The organism is Affinirhizobium capsici, assembly GCF_977018625.1.
The window spans coordinates 5001-23060 of record NZ_CDRNXD010000007.1 but is presented as its reverse complement, the minus strand read 5'-3'; the positions used below and the strand labels follow the sequence as shown (position 1 = coordinate 23060).

Annotated in this window: 16 protein-coding genes; 13 read left to right on the top strand and 3 right to left on the bottom strand. The window is 55.8% G+C overall.

What is annotated here, in order from left to right:
• The first annotated feature begins 117 nt into the window (after positions 1–117).
• Together AC0JZ1_RS18320 and AC0JZ1_RS18315 are read left to right on the top strand one after the other, a co-directional pair.
• On the top strand, positions 118–438 hold the full coding sequence (locus tag AC0JZ1_RS18320) for a hypothetical protein (protein WP_471884178.1): 321 nt from the start codon (positions 118–120) through the stop codon (positions 436–438).
• Between the two features lie 159 nt (positions 439–597).
• Positions 598–762 carry a Flp family type IVb pilin gene (locus tag AC0JZ1_RS18315; protein ID WP_471883878.1) on the top strand — a complete coding sequence of 55 codons (165 nt, stop codon included), beginning with the start codon at positions 598–600 and terminating at the stop codon, positions 760–762.
• A 5-nt stretch (positions 763–767) separates the two neighbouring features.
• Here AC0JZ1_RS18315 and AC0JZ1_RS18310 read toward each other — a convergent pair whose 3' ends face one another.
• Positions 768–1637, bottom strand: a complete 870-nt coding sequence (locus tag AC0JZ1_RS18310) for a methyltransferase domain-containing protein (protein WP_471883877.1) — start codon at positions 1635–1637, stop codon at positions 768–770.
• Between the two features lie 165 nt (positions 1638–1802).
• Here AC0JZ1_RS18310 and AC0JZ1_RS18305 point away from each other — a divergent pair, with 165 nt between their 5' ends.
• The 4 genes from AC0JZ1_RS18305 to AC0JZ1_RS18290 are packed head-to-tail and all read left to right on the top strand — an operon-like array spanning position 1803 to position 4171.
• Positions 1803–2579, top strand: a complete 777-nt coding sequence (locus AC0JZ1_RS18305; RefSeq protein ID WP_471883876.1) for a ComF family protein — start codon at positions 1803–1805, stop codon at positions 2577–2579.
• A gap of 48 nt (positions 2580–2627) precedes the next feature.
• Positions 2628–2885, top strand: a complete 258-nt coding sequence (gene grxC / locus AC0JZ1_RS18300; protein WP_471883875.1) for a glutaredoxin 3 — start codon at positions 2628–2630, stop codon at positions 2883–2885.
• Positions 2886–2894: 9 nt separating this feature from the next.
• Positions 2895–3746 (top strand): carbon-nitrogen hydrolase family protein, encoded by an 852-nt coding sequence (locus tag AC0JZ1_RS18295; protein WP_471883874.1) that lies wholly within the window; start codon positions 2895–2897, stop codon positions 3744–3746.
• Positions 3743–4171 (top strand): DUF1178 family protein, encoded by a 429-nt coding sequence (locus AC0JZ1_RS18290; RefSeq protein WP_471883873.1) that lies wholly within the window; start codon positions 3743–3745, stop codon positions 4169–4171. Before AC0JZ1_RS18295 ends, AC0JZ1_RS18290 begins: the two co-directional genes overlap by 4 nt.
• A gap of 14 nt (positions 4172–4185) precedes the next feature.
• On the opposite strand, the gene ubiG is transcribed toward AC0JZ1_RS18290, so the two are convergent.
• A complete protein-coding gene (gene ubiG / locus AC0JZ1_RS18285; protein ID WP_471883872.1) occupies positions 4186–4929 on the bottom strand; it encodes a bifunctional 2-polyprenyl-6-hydroxyphenol methylase/3-demethylubiquinol 3-O-methyltransferase UbiG in 744 nt (247 codons plus the stop codon).
• Positions 4930–5152: 223 nt separating this feature from the next.
• On the opposite strand from ubiG, the gene AC0JZ1_RS18280 reads away from it, so the two are divergent.
• The 7 genes from AC0JZ1_RS18280 (at position 5153) to clpB (ending at position 15673) form a co-directional block, all read left to right on the top strand.
• Complete coding sequence (locus AC0JZ1_RS18280) at positions 5153–5902, top strand: SH3 domain-containing protein (RefSeq protein WP_471883871.1); 750 nt, start codon at positions 5153–5155, stop codon at positions 5900–5902.
• 225 nt (positions 5903–6127) lie between these two features.
• Complete coding sequence (locus AC0JZ1_RS18275; protein WP_471883870.1) at positions 6128–7402, top strand: aspartate kinase; 1275 nt, start codon at positions 6128–6130, stop codon at positions 7400–7402.
• Positions 7403–7490: 88 nt separating this feature from the next.
• Positions 7491–9758: a phosphoenolpyruvate--protein phosphotransferase gene (gene ptsP, locus AC0JZ1_RS18270; RefSeq protein WP_471884177.1), complete on the top strand. Its 2268-nt coding sequence runs from the start codon at positions 7491–7493 to the stop codon at positions 9756–9758.
• Between the two features lie 126 nt (positions 9759–9884).
• Positions 9885–10964 (top strand): peptide chain release factor 1, encoded by a 1080-nt coding sequence (gene prfA, locus AC0JZ1_RS18265; protein ID WP_471883869.1) that lies wholly within the window; start codon positions 9885–9887, stop codon positions 10962–10964.
• Positions 10961–11842, top strand: a complete 882-nt coding sequence (gene prmC, locus AC0JZ1_RS18260; protein ID WP_471883868.1) for a peptide chain release factor N(5)-glutamine methyltransferase — start codon at positions 10961–10963, stop codon at positions 11840–11842. The genes prfA and prmC overlap by 4 nt, the downstream gene beginning before the upstream one ends.
• A 309-nt stretch (positions 11843–12151) precedes the next feature.
• On the top strand, positions 12152–12847 hold the full coding sequence (locus AC0JZ1_RS18255) for a DUF4167 domain-containing protein (RefSeq protein WP_471883867.1): 696 nt from the start codon (positions 12152–12154) through the stop codon (positions 12845–12847).
• 225 nt (positions 12848–13072) lie between these two features.
• Positions 13073–15673 carry an ATP-dependent chaperone ClpB gene (clpB, locus tag AC0JZ1_RS18250; protein WP_471883866.1) on the top strand — a complete coding sequence of 867 codons (2601 nt, stop codon included), beginning with the start codon at positions 13073–13075 and terminating at the stop codon, positions 15671–15673.
• A gap of 52 nt (positions 15674–15725) precedes the next feature.
• Here clpB and AC0JZ1_RS18245 read toward each other — a convergent pair whose 3' ends face one another.
• Entirely contained in the window at positions 15726–17654 is a 1929-nt protein-coding gene (locus AC0JZ1_RS18245) for a M23 family metallopeptidase (protein ID WP_471883865.1), read from the bottom strand.
• Positions 17655–18060 lie beyond the last annotated feature (406 nt).

Genomic DNA, 18060 nt, shown 5'->3' with positions numbered 1-18060 from the left:
GTTAAATTATCCACAATCTTTGTCTGATAATGCGCGCCGGACCCAACGGCGTTAACAGATCCTTTAACGGATTCAGACAAAATGACGCTTCCTTTAATGATCTTGCATGAGGCTTTGATGGAAGAGGAATTCTGGAAGACTGTTCGTGCCCAGCAGAGGGCATCGACCAGGTCTGGCAAGACCGGCGTTCTGAACATTGCGCTTCTTTTCGGCACGGCAGCGATTGCCTTGTCATTGATTGTGACACCCATGCTGGCAAACCGGCAGGATACGCGCAAACTCGCCCACGTGCAGGAAGAGTTCGATCAGATCACGACCGGTTCGATCAGCACGGAAGAGAAGGCGCCGAAGCACTATACGATTCGGCGCAGTGTATTGCAGGAGACCCCCGGGTCGGTCTGCATCGTTCAGGGTTACGGCGCATCATCGCCGTGCTGATAAAGAACTCATTTCCTCGCTTTGAAGCATTGTCTATGAGGAAATGTTAACGCAGTTGTGCGTATAAGTTGAGAAACGGCCAAGCCGGAGCGATCTGTTCGCTTCGGCTTTCGCTCTTTACTTCTCGACTCCCTGAACCGCGCCGAAGCAGGATTGCGAATGTCTCTGATACGCAAGCTTTACAAAGACGAACAAGGTGCGACCGCAGTGGAATACGGCCTGCTCGCGGCCATTATCGGCGGCGTGATGATCGTCGCCTTCCAATTGCTGTCCGATAAGCTTCAGGCGGTCTTTGAGCTTCTTGCCAGCTATCTGACCGGCTGACCTGCTCATTGTTCCTCGGGCGCAATCTTTAAAGCATCGGCCAGACGCATTTTTGCGGAGCCTGGCTTGAGAGGCTTCTGCTGGCTCTCATGCGGTGCCCAACCTGAGGCGTAGACGATTGAAAACGTCGCTCTGATACGGCCATCGGGGTCCGCGAATCGTTCCGCATAAATTTGAGCGGCGCGCAGGAAGAATTGGCGCGTCAATGGCTTGCGGCTGCGATTGACGAGAGGGTTTGTCATGCCCATGGCGCGCAAATCGCGCATTAAGGCAAAGAGGTTGTCGTAGCGAACAGTATAGGCTTCGGCATCGACAACAGGAAGCGCAAAGCCAGCCCGCTGCATCAAGGCACCGACATCCCGCACATCGGCAAAGGGAATGACGCGGGGGCTGGCACCCCCAAGCATTTCGGCCTCAGTCGCAAGGAGAACCTCCCGCAGCTCCTGTAGCGTCCCGGCACCTGGGATGGCTGCCAGAAGCAACCCATCCGGCTTCAAGGCTCGCTTGATGCGGATGAGCATGCCAGGGGTATCATTGGTCAGGTGCAGGGTGAGCGGCGAAAGGATGAGATTGACGGATTGTTCCTCTAAAGGAACATCCTCCAGCGCACCCACCAGGACATCAGAGCCGAAGGTCTGGCTGGTCTCAATTCTCTGCATGGAGCCGACACGGCCCGTTTGGGCGACAAGGCGGGCTGTGGAGCCTGTTGCACCATGCAACTCCACGGCCTTTTCGAACTGTCTTTCCACGACGGACAGGCGATCAGCCAATTCCTGCGCCACGATGTCCAGCAGAAAGTCTCCGCCTGATTCAGGATTTCCCGCCGCCTTTTCCCGGCGGGCCGTGGCGAGATTAAGGTCGAAAAGGATATCCATAATATGATCCTGCAAAATCCAAAGCCAATCGCGACTGTTTTGATTCGCGATCTGCGCTTCAATTCCCTGTTCTGGCGCATGTCGTTGCTGCAAAACTGCTGAACAGTTTGCACGAGATGCTTTAGTCGCTCGCATGGGGCGGTTTAAGGCGGTAATGTCAAGAAGATGGGATGGGTTTCAGAAAAAATCGAGGGTGGTGGTTTGCGAACGGGAGCAGCTCAGCTGGTGCGTCCGCTGTTGGACACTCTTTATCCTCCGGCCTGTTCAGTTTGCGGCGTCTACACACAGCGCCACTTTGCCATCTGCCCGGACTGCTGGAGCCGCATGCGGTTCATTGAGCGGCCTTACTGCGAAATTCTGGGTATTCCGTTCAAGGAGGACCAAGGCGTTGGCGCGCTTTCTGCCGAGGCAATCGCTGAGCCTCCGATTTTCGACAGGCTACGCTCCGTCGCGCTGCATGAAGGCCCTGCACGAAGTCTTGTTCATTCGCTAAAATATAGGGACCGAACGGACCTTGCTCGCATGATGGCGCAATGGATGGCGCGGGCAGGTGCGGTCGAGCTTAAAGAATGCGACGCTATTATCCCCATTCCTCTGCATTGGACGAGATTGTTCTGGCGTCGTTTCAACCAGTCGGCGGAACTGGGGCGGCATCTCTCGAAGATCGCGGACAAGCCCATGCTGGCGACGACTCTTCGTCGCGCAAAACGCACGAGACGGCAGGTGGGCCTGACAGCAAACAGGCGCGAAGATAATCTGCGCGCCGCCTTTCGCATTGTCTCGGGTCATGAGAACGATGTCTTCGGCAAGAGGATCATTTTGGTCGATGATGTGTTTACCACTGGTGCGACGGTATCATCCGCAGCACAAACTTTAAGGCGGGCAGGCGCTGCGGACATCACTGTTTTGAGCTTTGCAATGGCCTTGCCAGATCCTATATGACGGCGATAACAGCGAACGCTGAAAGCATTGGCGTTCCAGGAGATGATGATGGCTGAAGTCGTAATCTATACCAGGCAGATGTGCGGTTATTGCGCACGGGCAAAATCCCTTCTTCAATCGAAAGGGGTGGATTTTACTGAGCATGACGCAACCTTCTCGCAGGAACTGCGCCAGGAAATGATTGAGAAGGCAAACGGCAAATCCACCTTCCCGCAGATCTTTATTAATGGTCAGCATGTTGGCGGTTGCGACGATATTCATGCGCTAGACCGTGATGGAAAGCTGGACCCGCTTCTGGCCGCTTGAGGTTCTGACATGACAAAGCTGGCAGTGGTGCAGATGTGCTCTGGCACATCTGTGGAGCGCAACGCGGATGCGATGGAACGTCTTGTTCGGGATGCAGCTGCGCAAGGAGCCATCTATGTGCAGACGCCAGAAATGACGGGCGCTCTTCAACGGGATCGCATGGCTCTGCGCGCCGCCCTGCGCGACGAGGAGAGTGATCTCGTCATCGCACGCGCTAAGGTTTTGGCTGCCGAACTCGGTATCTATGTCCATGTGGGCTCCACCGCCATATCCCGGCCGGACGGCAAGATTGCCAACCGTGGATTTCTGTCTGCACCCGATGGGTCCAAGATTTGTGCCTATGACAAGATCCATATGTTCGATGTGGATTTGGACAATGGCGAAAGCTGGCGTGAAAGCTCTGCTTATGAGGCGGGCACAGAGGCTCGTGTCGAGGTGCTGCCTTTTGGCAAGCTTGGTTTTGCAATCTGCTACGACGTGCGTTTTCCGCAGCTCTTTCGTTCCGAAGCCTTGGCCGGTGCTGAAATCCTAACGGTACCTGCGGCGTTTACGCGGCAAACCGGCGAAGCGCATTGGGAAATCCTGCTTCGTGCTCGCGCCATCGAGAACGGGGCTTTCCTTTTGGCTGCCGCACAAGGGGGAACGCATGAGGACGGTCGCGAGACTTATGGTCACTCCATGATCATCGATCCGTGGGGGCGCATTCTGGCTGAAGCAGGTGGTGAGGGTGAGGCCGTTCTGGTGGCAGATGTGGATGTGAGCGAGGTCCACGCCGCGCGCCGTAAAATCCCGAACCTGAAAAATGCGCGTGAGTTTCGCTTGAGCGAAGGCCCGAACCTGGCGGGAGGCAACCTCGCTTGATCCGCTATTCTCTCCACTGCGATAAGGGCCATGAATTTGAGGGCTGGTTCTCAACGAGTGCCGACTATGAGATGCAATTGTCAGCAGGTTTTCTGAGTTGTCCCACCTGTGGTTCGACGTCGATCCATAAAGCCCTGATGGCACCTGCCGTTTCGACGTCGCGTGTTCAAGAGAAACGTCAGCAGGTTGCCATGGATACAGTTCGACGCGAGGCAATGGCCAAGTTGAAAGAAGCTGTCCAAGCCATCCGGGAAAGTTCAGAGGATGTCGGCGAGCGCTTTCCCGAAGAGGCGCGAAAAATCCACTACGGCGAAACGGATGCACGCGGCATCATTGGCCAAGCCAGTGCGGACGAGGTTCGCGAACTGATTGACGAGGGAATTGAGGTGGCACCGCTGCCGGTGTTGCCGGACGATACCAACTAAAGCGCCCTATTCGTTCAGGCTGGGCGCTTCGACAGCAGCATGTAGTTGACGTCCATATCGCGGGACAGGTTCCAGCGATCCTGCAAGACATTGTAGAAGACGCCGGTACGGTCGATCACGTCCAGGCCGCTACGCTGCAGGGGACGTTCAAGTTCTTCCGGGCGAACCAGCTTGTCATAGGAGTGTGTCCCCTTCGGCAGCCAGCGCAAAATATTCTCTGCTGCGAAAATGGCGAGCGCATTGGCTTTGAATGTGCGGTTGATGGTGGCGATGAACATCAGGCCGCCGGGGCGCACCATTGAAGCGCAACTGCTGATAAAGAGGTCGACATCTGAAACATGCTCCACAACTTCCATGTTGAGGATGACATCGAAGGTTTCTCCAGCTTCAGCAAGGGTTTCGGCAGGCACAGCGCGATAATCAACCGTGACACCGCTTTCTGCCGCATGGGTCTGGGCAATGCGGATGTTCTTTTCCGAGGCGTCCGCGCCCACCACTTCTGCGCCCATTCGCGCCATCGGCTCAGACAGGAGCCCGCCACCGCAGCCGATATCGAGAAAACGAAGGCCTTCGAACGGACGGGCGCTGCGGGGGTCGCGGCCAAAATTCTCGCACACCCTATCGCGAATGAATGCAAGGCGCACCGGGTTGAACTTGTGCAGCGGTTTGAATTTGCCGGTCGGATTCCACCATTCCGCAGCCATTGCGGAAAAACGATCCACTTCACTCTGGTCGATCGTTGTGGCGGTGTCGGTCATCGGTCGGCTCCTTCATCTGTCGACAATTGAAGTCGGTTGCGGCGGCCCACTTGTCAAGTCCGTCGTTACGCCGCAGATGATATCTCGTGTCCATCCAGTTCCATCTGCTCCTGCTAACTCATCTTGCGGCTGCGCGAGACTTAAAAAAACCAAAATCAAATTGGCCTTTGGCGGCAGAAGGGACGTTGAGCATGACAAAAATGTTTTCCCCAGGAGGAAACCTGTGAAACGTCAAATTTGGAAGGCTCTGGCAATCACCGCCTTCTGCGCTTTGCCAGCCGTTGCATCGGCGGCAACCAGCGGCATTGCCACCGCCAATGTGAACATGCGGTCTGGCCCCAGCACTCGTTACCCAGCCGTTGTGGTCATTCCCGCCGGGGCACCAATCACGGTCAATGGGTGCCTGAGCAACGTTAACTGGTGCGATGTGACATTCGCCCGCGGTCGCGGCTGGGTTTCTGGAAACTATATCCAGACGACCTATCGTCAAAACCGCGTCTATGTCGCGCCCAATTACTATCGCTCGCTCGGTATCCCGACGATCACCTTCGATGTGGACACCTATTGGGGCCGCTACTACCGCGACCGCGATTTCTACCGCGAGCGGGATCGATGGAGAAGCTGGGATTATCGCCGCGATCTGCCGCCTCCACCGCCTCCGGGCTGGCGTGAGCCCGACCGTGATTGGGGCAGAGATCGTTACCGGGACGAGCAGCGTTGGCGGGAAGAACAACGTTATCGTGACGACCGCCGCTTTGAGGAAGAGCGCAGATGGCGTGACCAGAACCGCGAGTGGCGCGATGGCCGTCCAGATGATGGAAACTGGCGTGACCGCCGCGCTCCCGACTATGAGCGTCGCGCACCACCGCCGCCGCGAGGTGATGATGGTGGCTACAGAACGGCACCTGACCTCGACCGGAATCTAGGCGGTTGTGTTCCAGGTGGCGCACCTTGTTCGCTTCCGCGCGATTGAGGTTACAAACCGCTCCCGCCACGGGCGGGAGCGATACCCGTTGGGAAACGCCTTTTCATTTGTTGCGTAGACGCTTTAGCGATAGCAACAAAGCGCTTTTCCATTGCGTGCAATTCCGCTTTTCGCTAATAGGACGCCGCAAGCCAAAGGGGCTTTGGGCACCTGAGGGTGGCGGAATGTAAAGCCATGTCCGTTTGGGGCATGAAAAGGTGGTTTTGATTAGCGATGGCACGCATTGTCATGAAGTTCGGCGGCACTTCGGTCGCCAATCTCGAGCGCATCCATAATGTCGCGCGCCATGTGAAACGTGAAGTCGATGCTGGCCATGAAGTGGCCGTTGTCGTTTCCGCGATGTCTGGCAAAACCAATGAATTGGTGGGCTGGGTGCAGGATACGCCGAAAGTGGCGGCTGCTAGCTCACCTTTTTACGATGCGCGCGAGTATGATGCTGTTGTTGCGTCGGGCGAGCAGGTGACTTCCGGTCTGCTGGCCATTGCGCTTCAATCCATGGGTATCAACGCCCGGTCCTGGCAGGGTTGGCAGATCCCGATCCGCACCGACAACGCACATGGCGCAGCCCGCATTCTCGATATCGACGGTAGCGAGATCATCCGCCGCATGGGTGAGGGGCAAGTGGCTGTGGTCGCAGGCTTCCAGGGCCTTGGCCCTGATAACCGTATCGCAACGCTTGGCCGTGGTGGTTCCGATACCTCTGCCGTTGCCATTGCTGCCGCTGTGAAGGCAGACCGTTGCGACATCTACACGGATGTCGATGGCGTTTACACGACCGATCCGCGCATCGTGCCAAAGGCCCGACGCATGAAGAAAATTTCCTTCGAGGAAATGCTGGAAATGGCATCCCTCGGCGCAAAGGTGCTGCAGGTTCGCTCCGTCGAGCTTGCCATGGTGCACAAGGTGCGCACCTTTGTTCGCTCCAGTTTCGAGGACCCCGACGCGCCGGGCATGGGCGACCTCATCAATCCACCCGGTACATTGATTTGCGACGAGGAAGAAATCGTGGAACAGGAAGTCGTAACCGGCATCGCCTATGCCAAGGATGAAGCGCAAATTTCTCTGCGACGCGTGGCAGATCGCCCCGGTGTTTCCGCCGCTATCTTCGGCCCATTGGCTGAAGCGCACATCAATGTCGACATGATCGTGCAGAACATTTCCGAAGATGGCTCCAAGACGGACATGACGTTCACGGTCCCATCCGGCGACGTTGAAAAAGCAATGCAGGTTCTTGACCAGAACAAGGGCACCATTGGTTTTGACGTTGTTCAGAACGAAACCGGCATGTGCAAGGTATCCGTTGTTGGTATCGGCATGCGCAGCCACGCCGGTGTTGCCGCCACAGCTTTCAAGGCCTTGGCTGATAAGGGCATCAATATTCGCGCTATTACCACGTCCGAGATCAAGATTTCCATTCTCATCGACGGCGCCTATTCGGAATTGGCAGTTCGCACTTTGCATTCTGCTTACGGTCTCGATAAGAGTTGAAAATCAACCGGCACGGTTGCGTCGCTCTTGCGGGCGGCGCATCATCTTCCGGATTATGGTGATTTTAGATTCGGGAGTATGAATGCCGATGAGAGACCTGTCGGCAGGCCCGCGCGTCCTGCTTAAGCGATTGCGGGAATTGATGGCCGAACCGCTGGAGCCGCAGGAGCGGCTTGACCGGATTGTCCGTCAAATTGCCAGCAATATGGTGGCCGAGGTTTGCTCGGTCTATGTGTTGCGTTCCGATGGCGTGCTGGAGCTATACGCGACTGAAGGTCTCAATAAAGACGCAGTTCACCTTGCGCAGCTGAAAATGGGGCAAGGTCTTGTCGGCACCATTGCCGCTTCGGCCCAACCGCTCAATCTTTCCGATGCTCAGGCGCATCCCGCCTTCCGCTATCTCCCTGAAACTGGTGAAGAAATTTATCACTCGTTCCTTGGTGTGCCGATATTGCGCGCTGGTCGCACTTTGGGCGTTCTGGTCGTCCAGAACAAGGCGCAACGCAACTACCGCGAAGACGAGGTAGAGGCGATGGAAACCACCGCAATGGTGATCGCCGAAATGATTGCGACCGGAGAATTGAAGAAGATTACCCAACCGGGTCTGGAGCTTGACCTCACCCGCGCCATTACACTGGATGCCGACGGCTACAACGAAGGAATAGGTCTGGGCCACGTTGTTCTGCACGAACCTCGCGTGGTGGTGACCAATCTTTTGAACGAAGATGCCGACAAGGAAATCGAGCGCCTGGCAGAGGCGATCGGCTCCTTGCGCCTGTCGATCGATGATATGCTTTCCCGCCGCGAAGTGTCGCAGGAGGGTGAGCACCGCGAGGTTCTGGAAACCTACCGCATGTTTGCGCACGACCAGGGCTGGGTGCGCCGCATGGAGGAAGCCATTCGCAACGGCCTGACCGCCGAAGCAGCAGTGGAGAAGGTGCAGAGCGACACCAAGGCGCGCATGATGCGCCTGACAGATCCTTATCTGCGCGAGCGGATGCATGATTTCGACGACCTCGCGAACAGGCTACTGCGCCAGCTGACAGGCTTTTCAGGCCGTGCGATGGATCAGGGCTTTCCGACGGATGCCATTGTCTTTGCCCGCGCCATGGGAGCGGCGGAACTTCTGGATTACCCACGCGTCAACTTGCGTGGATTGGTTTTGGAAGACGGTGCCGTAACCAGCCACGTCGTTATCGTTGCGCGAGCCATGGGAATTCCTGTTATCGGCCAGGCCGCAGGCGTTGTGGCGCTGGCGGAGAACGGTGATTCGGTCATTATCGATGGCGATGAGGGACAGGTTCATCTTCGCCCAATGGCCGATCTCGTCAAAGCCTACGAGGAAAAGGTCAAGCTGCGCGCTCGCCGCCAGGAGCAGTTCCGGGCGCTGCGTGATGTCGATCCCGTGACACGTGACGGCAAGCGAATCACGCTTCTCATGAATGCCGGGCTGATGGTTGATTTGCCGCAGCTTGCCGAATCAGGTGCGGATGGGATTGGCCTGTTCCGGACAGAGCTGCAGTTCATGATTGCCTCGCAAATGCCAAAGCTTGAAGAGCAGGAGGCGTTTTACCGCAACGTTTTGCGGCAGGCGGCAGGGCATCCCGTCACTTTCCGCACGCTCGATATCGGTGGCGACAAGGTTGTTTCCTACTTCCGCGCTCAAGAGGAAGAAAATCCAGCGCTTGGATGGCGGGCTATCCGCCTCTCTCTTGATCGTCCCGGTCTGCTGCGGACCCAGATGCGGGCGCTGCTACGAGCAGCATCTGGTTCTGAGTTGAAAATGATGCTGCCGATGGTGACGGAAGTATCGGAGATCCGCGCCGTGCGCGACTTGATGCAGAAGGAAGTTCAGCACCTTTCCAAATTTGGACACGGATTGCCACGCAAGCTGCAATTCGGTGCCATGTTGGAAGTGCCTGCCTTGATGTGGCAGCTGGACGAACTGATGACGGAAGTTGACTTTGTATCGGTCGGGTCCAACGATCTCTTCCAGTTTTCCATGGCTGCGGATCGTGGCAATGCGCGCGTGTCGGATCGCTTCGATATTCTCGGCAAGCCTTTCCTTCGCATCCTTCGTGATATCGTGCGTGCAGCCGATCGCAACAAGACCTCGCTGACGCTTTGCGGTGAGATGGCCGGTAAGCCGCTTTCGGCCATGGCGCTTTTGGCAATCGGCTTTCGCTCTGTTTCAATGACCCCCACTGCTATCGGACCGGTCAAGGCGATGTTGCTGGGGCTTGATGTGGATTTGCTGGCCGAAGAACTCAATCAGGTGCTGGATGACACGCGCTCGGATGTTTCCGTTCGCGAATTGCTGACCAGTTTTGCCACCGCGCATAATATTCCGCTTTGAGGTCATGCTGCAAAGCCAGCGCGGCCGTTCGGAACCGTTACAAAATGGAATAATTCACGAGAGCGCCTGCCGGGCATGGATCGTCCGCATGGCGCTCTTGAACATGAAAATGTGGAGTTAAGTAAGGTGGCGAAGCTTCCTGTCGAAAAGATGCGCGAGTTGGAGCGCCGCTTCAGCGAGATTGAAGCGCGCATGGCTGAGGGCCCTGCCGCGGATGTGTATGTAAAACTGGCTTCGGAATATTCGGAATTGCAGCCTGTTGTGGTGAAAATTCGTGATTATCAGAAGGCGGTGGCGGAAGAGGCTGACCTGCGAACTCTTTTGGCCGACAAGGCAACCGATCGAGAGATGCGTGAACTGGCGGAACTGGAACTGCCGGATGCGCAAGAGCGCGTTGAGACGCTTGAAAAGGATATGCAAATTCTCTTGCTGCCAAAGGATGCAGCCGATGAGAAGAGCGCTATTCTAGAAATCCGTGCGGGCACCGGTGGTTCCGAGGCGGCACTTTTTGCGGGCGACCTGTTTCGTATGTACGAGCGCTTTTCCAGCACAAAGGGCTGGAAGGTCGAAGTTCTTTCTTCCAGTGAAGGCGAAGCAGGTGGCTTCAAGGAAATCATTGCGACCGTGACCGGGCGGGGTGCCTTCGCCAAGCTGAAATTTGAATCGGGTGTTCATCGTGTTCAGCGTGTGCCTGAAACGGAAGCGGGCGGACGTATCCACACCTCTGCTGCAACCGTTGCGGTTTTGCCGGAGGCGGAAGATATCGACATCGAAATTCGGCCTGAGGATATACGAATCGATACGATGCGGTCTTCCGGCGCTGGCGGCCAGCACGTCAACACGACGGATTCTGCTGTGCGAATCACCCACTTGCCGACCGGTCTGATCGTGACGAGTTCTGAGAAATCGCAGCACCAGAACCGCGCGAAAGCCATGCAGGTTCTTCGTTCGCGCCTCTATGATATCGAGCGACAAAAGGCGGATAGTGAACGCTCTGCCGACCGCAAAAGCCAGGTCGGTTCAGGCGACCGATCCGAGCGCATTCGCACTTACAATTTTCCGCAAGGGCGCGTGACAGACCACCGCATTAACCTCACGCTTTATAAGCTGGACCGCATGATAGAAGGGGAAATCGATGAAATGGTCGATGCGCTGATTTCCGATTATCAGGCGGGTCAGCTCGCACAATTGGGCGAGCAAACTTGACGCAGAGCCTGGCGCAACTCCTGGCGGAATGCCGAAGTGAACTTGCTGCGGCCGGAATTGCCGATAGTGCGACCGATGCGAGAACCCTTGTGCTTGGTCTTCTTCAACTGACACCCACGGATCTGGTGTTGAACCCCGATAGCGTAGTGGATGCAGAGAAACGACGGAAGGTGCATGATGCCATCCAACGGCGCAAATTGCGCGAGCCGGTTCACCGCATTTTGGGTGCGCGTGAATTTTATGGCCTAACGCTCGAACTCTCGCCGGAAACGCTGGAGCCGAGGCCGGACACGGAAGTTCTGGTGGATGCGCTGATTGCCCATGGCAAGCGCATTGCACAAAGAAAAGAGCGCCCTCTGCTGTTAGACCTTGGTACGGGAACAGGTGCCATCGCGCTCGCGCTTTTACATGAGTTGCCGCCTTTCTCAGGGCTTGGCGTTGATATATCTGCGGATGCCCTTGAAACGGCGAGGCACAATGCCGATCTCAATGGGATAGGCGAACGCTTTGAAACGCAACAAAGCGACTGGTTTGCTAATATTTGCGGTTCCTTTGACATAATCGTGTCAAACCCGCCCTATATCAGAACGAGTGTAATCGACACTTTGGAGCCGGAAGTCAGGGATTTTGATCCTTTGGCGGCACTTGATGGTGGCCCGGATGGGCTGCAGCCTTATCGTATCATCGCCCGCGATTGTGATGCCTTCCTGGCGGAAGGTGGCGTTCTTGCGGTGGAGATGGGTTACGATCAAAAGCAATCCGTAACGGATATATTTAGCAAGCATGGATATACTTTGCTTCAGGAAATTTCCGATCTCGCGGGGAATGACCGGGCATTGCTTTTCAAGCGAAAAAGCGATGATTTTGCCACTCCTTAGCAGTGTTTTGCACACGCGAAAGAAAAGGCTTGGAATCGGCGATGAAGCGGGATAGTTTGCGGGCACGCGCTGGGCGGCTGGGAATGGACGGAGATTCGTTCAGGTTAAGCTCAATCGCAAAGCTACTCTTTTGATAGAGTGCTTACCGGGTTGAACAATACCTAGTGCGTGCATCAGATAAACTGACTTCCACTAGCAGCAGGATGGATGATCCCCCTGCTTGCGGCACGTGAAGGCTTGTTTCGGCATGGCCGTACAGTCGCGTGGCCCTTAATCAGCAAAAGTACAGAGAATTCAGGTGAAAGATCGATGAGGCCAGGACAGCAGCAGAATAAGCGTGGTCGGGGGCGCGGCAACAACAATAATAACAATGGCGGCGGTGGCGGCGGTGGAAACAATTTCAACCGCAAGGGCTCTAACCCGCTGACCCGGACCTATGATAGCTCCGGCCCGGACATCAAAATTCGTGGCACAGCCCAACATATTGCTGAAAAATACGCAACGCTTGCACGTGACGCGCAGAGCTCTGGTGATCGGGTCATGGCAGAAAACTATCTGCAGCACGCCGAACATTACAACCGCATCATTGCATCGGCCCAAGCTCAGATGCAGGAACGCTTCCAGCGCGATGAGCGGAATGATTATCATGAGCGTGACCAGGATGATTCCGATAATGTGGAACAGGATGATGCGGCTGTAGCGCCTGCACCTGTGGCGCATGTTGCTCCGGCTCCGGCTCCGGCTCCTGCCCCTGCTCCAACGCGTGTTGTGGAAGCGGCACCTGTAGTGGATGGCAGCGGCCCTCAACCCGTCATTGATGGAACGCCCGCAGAAGTGGCTCTTGAGGAAGAAGGCGCAAGCACCGCCGCACAGCCACGCGAGCGTCAGCCGCGCCGGCGTGCTCCGGGCAGCCGTCCGCGTCGTCCTCGTCGTTCCGCTGAAGGCGGTGAGGGTGAAGCAACCGGTGGTGACGCACCAACTCTTGCGGATGTTGCCTCCGAGTAATGGCATAACCGTTTGAGGCAGGACTGCTTTCGAGTTCAACCCCGGTGCTTGCACCGGGGTTTTTCGTTTGCGCCGTCTTTAAACTCAAAAAATCACCTCCCATATTTATCCTGAAAGTGGCTGTGACGGTAAAATCGGATGCAGCGGGCTCGCCTTTTGAGGGAGCTCAAACCCAACCGTCGGCCTGTGCCTTATAAGGGCAGGGCGACTCATGGAGGTCTTGTTATGAATATCGAGAAATATTCCGAGCGCGTTCGCGGATTTCTTCAATCTGCGCAAACTCATGCTCTTTCGGAAGGGCACCAGCAATTCACGCCTGAACATGTTTTGAAGGTCTTGCTGGATGATGATCAGGGTATGGCATCCTCCCTGATTGAACGGGCTGGTGGCAATGCCAAGGAAGCCCGTCTCGCCAATGATGCAGCGCTTGCTAAACTGCCTAAGGTCTCTGGCGGCAATGGCCAGGTTTATCTGTCGCAACCCTTGGCTCGTGTGTTTTCCACGGCGGAAGATGCTGCGAAAAAAGCTGGCGACAGTTTCGTTACGGTGGAGCGGCTTTTACTGGCACTCGCCATTGAAGGCACAGCCTCAACCTCTTCAACCTTGAAGAAGGCAGGCGTTTCCGCCCAAGCGCTCAATCAAGTGATCAACGATATTCGGAAAGGCCGAACCGCCGACTCTGCCAATGCGGAACAAGGCTTCGATGCGCTTAAGAAGTTCGCGCGCGACCTGACGCAGGAGGCACGCGAGGGCAGGCTTGATCCGGTGATCGGACGTGACGATGAAATTCGCCGCACCATTCAGGTTCTTTCCCGCCGCACCAAGAACAACCCAGTTCTGATCGGTGAGCCAGGTGTCGGCAAAACCGCGATCGCGGAAGGCTTGGCGCTCCGCATCGTCAACGGCGACGTTCCGGAAAGCCTGAAGGACAAGCGGCTTATGGCCCTGGATATGGGGGCCTTGATTGCCGGTGCAAAATATCGCGGCGAGTTCGAGGAACGCTTGAAGAGCGTGCTGTCCGAAGTGCAGTCGGAAAACGGTGAAATCATTCTCTTCATCGATGAGATGCACACCTTGGTTGGCGCAGGCAAGGCCGATGGAGCCATGGATGCCTCCAACCTGCTGAAGCCTGCCCTTGCGCGGGGTGAATTGCACTGCGTGGGTGCAACGACACTCGATGAGTACCGCAAGCATGTTGAAAAAGATCCGGCTCTTGCCCGTCGTTTCCAGCCTGTCGTGGTTGATGAGCCGACGGTGGAGGATACGATCTCGATCCTTCGCGGCTTGAAGGAGAAATATGAGCAGCACCATAAGGTTCGGATTTCCGACTCTGCTCTTGTTGCCGCTGCAACCCTCTCCAACAGATACATTACCGATCGGTTTTTACCGGATAAAGCAATCGACCTCATGGACGAGGCGGCTTCCCGCCTGCGCATGCAGGTTGATTCTAAGCCGGAAGAATTGGATGAGCTGGATCGGCGAATCATTCAGCTGAAGATTGAGCGGGAAGCCTTGAAGAAGGAGACAGACACGGCTTCTGCTGATCGTTTGTCGCGTCTGGAAACGGAACTCACTGGTCTTGAAGAACAGGCGGATGCCTTGACGGCGCGTTGGCAGGCGGAAAAGCAGAAGCTTGGCCTTGCCGCGGATCTGAAGCGCCAGCTTGATGAAGCTCGCAATGATCTGGCCATTGCCCAGCGAAAAGGCGAGTACCAACGTGCGGGTGAACTGACTTACGGTGTTATTCCTGATCTCGAGAAAGAGTTGAAGGAAGCGGAAGAACGCGATGCCAGCGGTACATCTATGGTTCAAGAGGTGGTAACGCCCGATGCGATTGCCCATGTGGTTTCGCGCTGGACGGGTATCCCTGTTGACAAGATGTTGGAAGGCGAACGCGACAAACTGCTTCGCATGGAAGACGAGCTTGCGAAATCTGTTGTCGGGCAGGGGGATGCTGTTCAAGCCGTTTCGCGCGCGGTTCGACGCTCAAGGGCTGGCTTGCAGGACCCAAACCGTCCGATAGGCTCCTTCATCTTCCTCGGTCCCACGGGCGTTGGCAAAACAGAACTGACCAAATCACTGGCGCGCTTCCTCTTCGATGATGAAACCGCGATGGTTCGTCTGGATATGTCGGAATATATGGAGAAGCACTCCGTATCTCGTCTGATCGGCGCACCTCCTGGCTATGTAGGCTATGATGAGGGCGGCGCTCTGACGGAGGCAATTCGACGCAAGCCTTACCAGGTTGTTCTTTTTGATGAGATCGAAAAGGCGCATCCGGATGTCTTCAACGTGCTTCTGCAGGTTCTCGATGATGGCCGCCTGACCGATGGTCAGGGCCGCACGGTGGACTTCAAAAACACGATCATCATCATGACCTCCAATCTGGGTGCGGAATATCTCACCAATTTGGGAGAGCATCAGGATGTGGATAGCGTTCGCGAACAGGTGATGGATGTCGTGAAGGCCTCGTTCCGTCCGGAATTCCTCAACCGTGTGGACGAAATCATTCTGTTCCACCGCCTGGCACGTAGTGAAATGGGCGCCATCGTGGATATCCAGATGAAGCGGCTTCTGTCCCTGCTGGCTGAGCGAAAGATTGCGATCGAGCTTGGCGAAGATGCTCGCGAATGGTTGGCGGATAAGGGATACGACCCAGTTTACGGCGCTCGTCCCCTGAAGCGCGTCATTCAGAAATACGTGCAAGACCCGCTGGCCGAACAGATACTGGGCGGTCAGGTTCCGGATGGTTCCCGAGTCAAGGTATCGTCAGGTTCCGACAGGCTGTTGTTCAATGTTCGAAAGGCTGTTGCTGAAGCAGCTTAAAAAGCGAAAGGGCCGCTTCATCAGGCGGCCCTTTCACTATCGATCTGAATGTTCAGCGGCTTGCGACCTGTTCGCCATTGTTCGAGACGAGTAGAGCATCAATACGTTTGCGCTCATCCTCAAATTTCGCCAGCGATTGCCCGTTAAGGGATTTGCCACCCGGCAGACGAACCTTCATCGCGTCAACCTTCGTGCCATTTACGATGAGCTCGTAATGCAGGTGGGCGCCAGTGGAAGATCCTGTGGACCCCACATAACCTATGACTTGCCCTTGGGTAATGCGTGCACCTTCACGCACGCCTTTCGCAATGGCGCTTTGGTGATTGTACGATGTCTCGTAACCATTGGTATGGCGAATGATGGTCTGGTTTCCATAACCTGAAGCCCATCCAGATTTTTCGACTACGCCGTTGCCCGTTGCAATAATCGGGGTGCCGCGTGGGGCTGCCCAGTCCGTACCAGTATGCATGCGGGAATAACCGAGAATGGGGTGGCGGCGCATGCCAAAACCAGAGGTCAAGCGTCCATTTGGTACTGGGTTGCGAAGCAGAAATTGCCGAATGCTCTTTCCGTCCTGATCGAAATAATCAACCGAATTGTCTTCCGGGTTCTGGAAGCGATAGAAACGCGTGAGAGTGTCACCAAACTTTGCACTAACGTAGAGTAGCTCGGAGTTTGGTCCGGCACTTCCTTTGCTGTCGGCCGCCGAGAAAAATGCTTCGATCGTATCGCTTGGTTTCAACTGCGCCTGCAAATCGACAGAGCTTGCCAACAGTTTCACCAACAGCGAAGTCATATCCTGAGTCATGCCATAGGATAGGGCGGCACGATAAATTCCATCATAGACGCTGGGTAGATCCCGACCGGACAGGATAACCGGCGTATCGCTGGAAAATGCACTGTCCACGGCGTCCAAATGCGTCGGCTCAGTGCCTGTCGTGTAGCGGCCTTTGTCATCGAGGGCGATCGTGGCGACATGTCGGCCACCTCTGTACAGACTGGTTCGCACAACGGACACCATCTCTCCTTCCTGAATCAGGCCGACGCGAAGAACGTCACCCTGTTCCAGATCTGGCTTTGAAAGCTGCGCCGCAAGCTGTGTTGAAACCTCTGAGGCTTTCTCCTTCGGATAGCCGACATTCATCAATGCGTCCGCAATTGTAGTGGGCCGGCGGATGGGGATAACGTCATCCGCGTAATCGCGTGTATTTTTGGTGACCGGCTCTGGCTCGGAAACTGTCATATTCTGTTCGACGATACGTGCCGAAAGCTGGGAGCCAAGCGAAAGAACGTCCTCGTCCCCATCAAATCGCTGCGGATCGACGTAATACATTGCCGCAATCTGCGAAGTGCCATCCGTTAGGATCGAACCGTTTGACCGCACATTTTCCTCAACCTCTTCCGTCGTCATGCCCGGGGCAAAGTCAAGGCTCGCTTTGGCAGTCGGGAAGGGGAGTGATTGAAGGCTCACTTCTGACTCCACTTGGGAACCATAGATGACACCGGTGCTTGCGCCGCTTGCCTCCTTCTCACCGGTCGAGAAGATCGTCAAAGGGTCGAAGGAGGGATAGTCTTCCTGTGCGACGTGGTTTGCGGCAAGAACCATGCGGACGTGGGAAAATGGCTGTCGGCGAACGACCTCCTTATTGCCCTCTTTCACCATGGTCGAAACTTCCATGACCTTCCGGTCTGTCGGCATGGCAATAACATTATTGCCCAGGAGCCGTTTACCGCGCGTGACGGCTTCGTTGATGTGCGAGGGAATGGAAGCGAACGCCTCTGCAGGGATAGCAAGCTGTTGCCTGCCATCAAGTGCAGCAAACAGGGCGACCCCCATTAAGATTGAAGAGGTGATACCGGTCAGGAATGTACCGGATAGCCACCGCAACGAAATCTCACGCCGATCAGGTGCGCGGCGACCGTCTGCCAGGATCGGTGCATCGTTCCCCAGCGTCGGTGCCATGTTACGAGGCGGAGTCATTGATGTTGAACTATCCCCAGTTACCAAGCCGTCTATCGCGGCAGTTTCAGTGGTGTGCCAAATTCCCGGCCTTCTGTCAAAAAAAGCGGCTGCGGCATATGTGAGGACTGCCCCGGTACGGGCCGAATGTGGAGATTGTGAGGATGAGTCCGTGATGAGCGTTCCTGACCCATTTCAATCCTCCTACAGCCTGCTGCTCTATAAGGATTGATCGGCGCCTTGTGGTGTTTTCCCCCTTGTGACGTTTGTGTGTCTGAATTTTGTGTTTCTTTTCAATATGTTGTATGATTTTCTGATTTTTTGTATTTTGGGGAGTTGACGGTTTACGGGGTGGTGCGTATAAGTCCGCTCACTGACGAGGGCGGCGGCGCTGCTAGCGACGAAGCTTCTCGTTCTAGAGAAATCT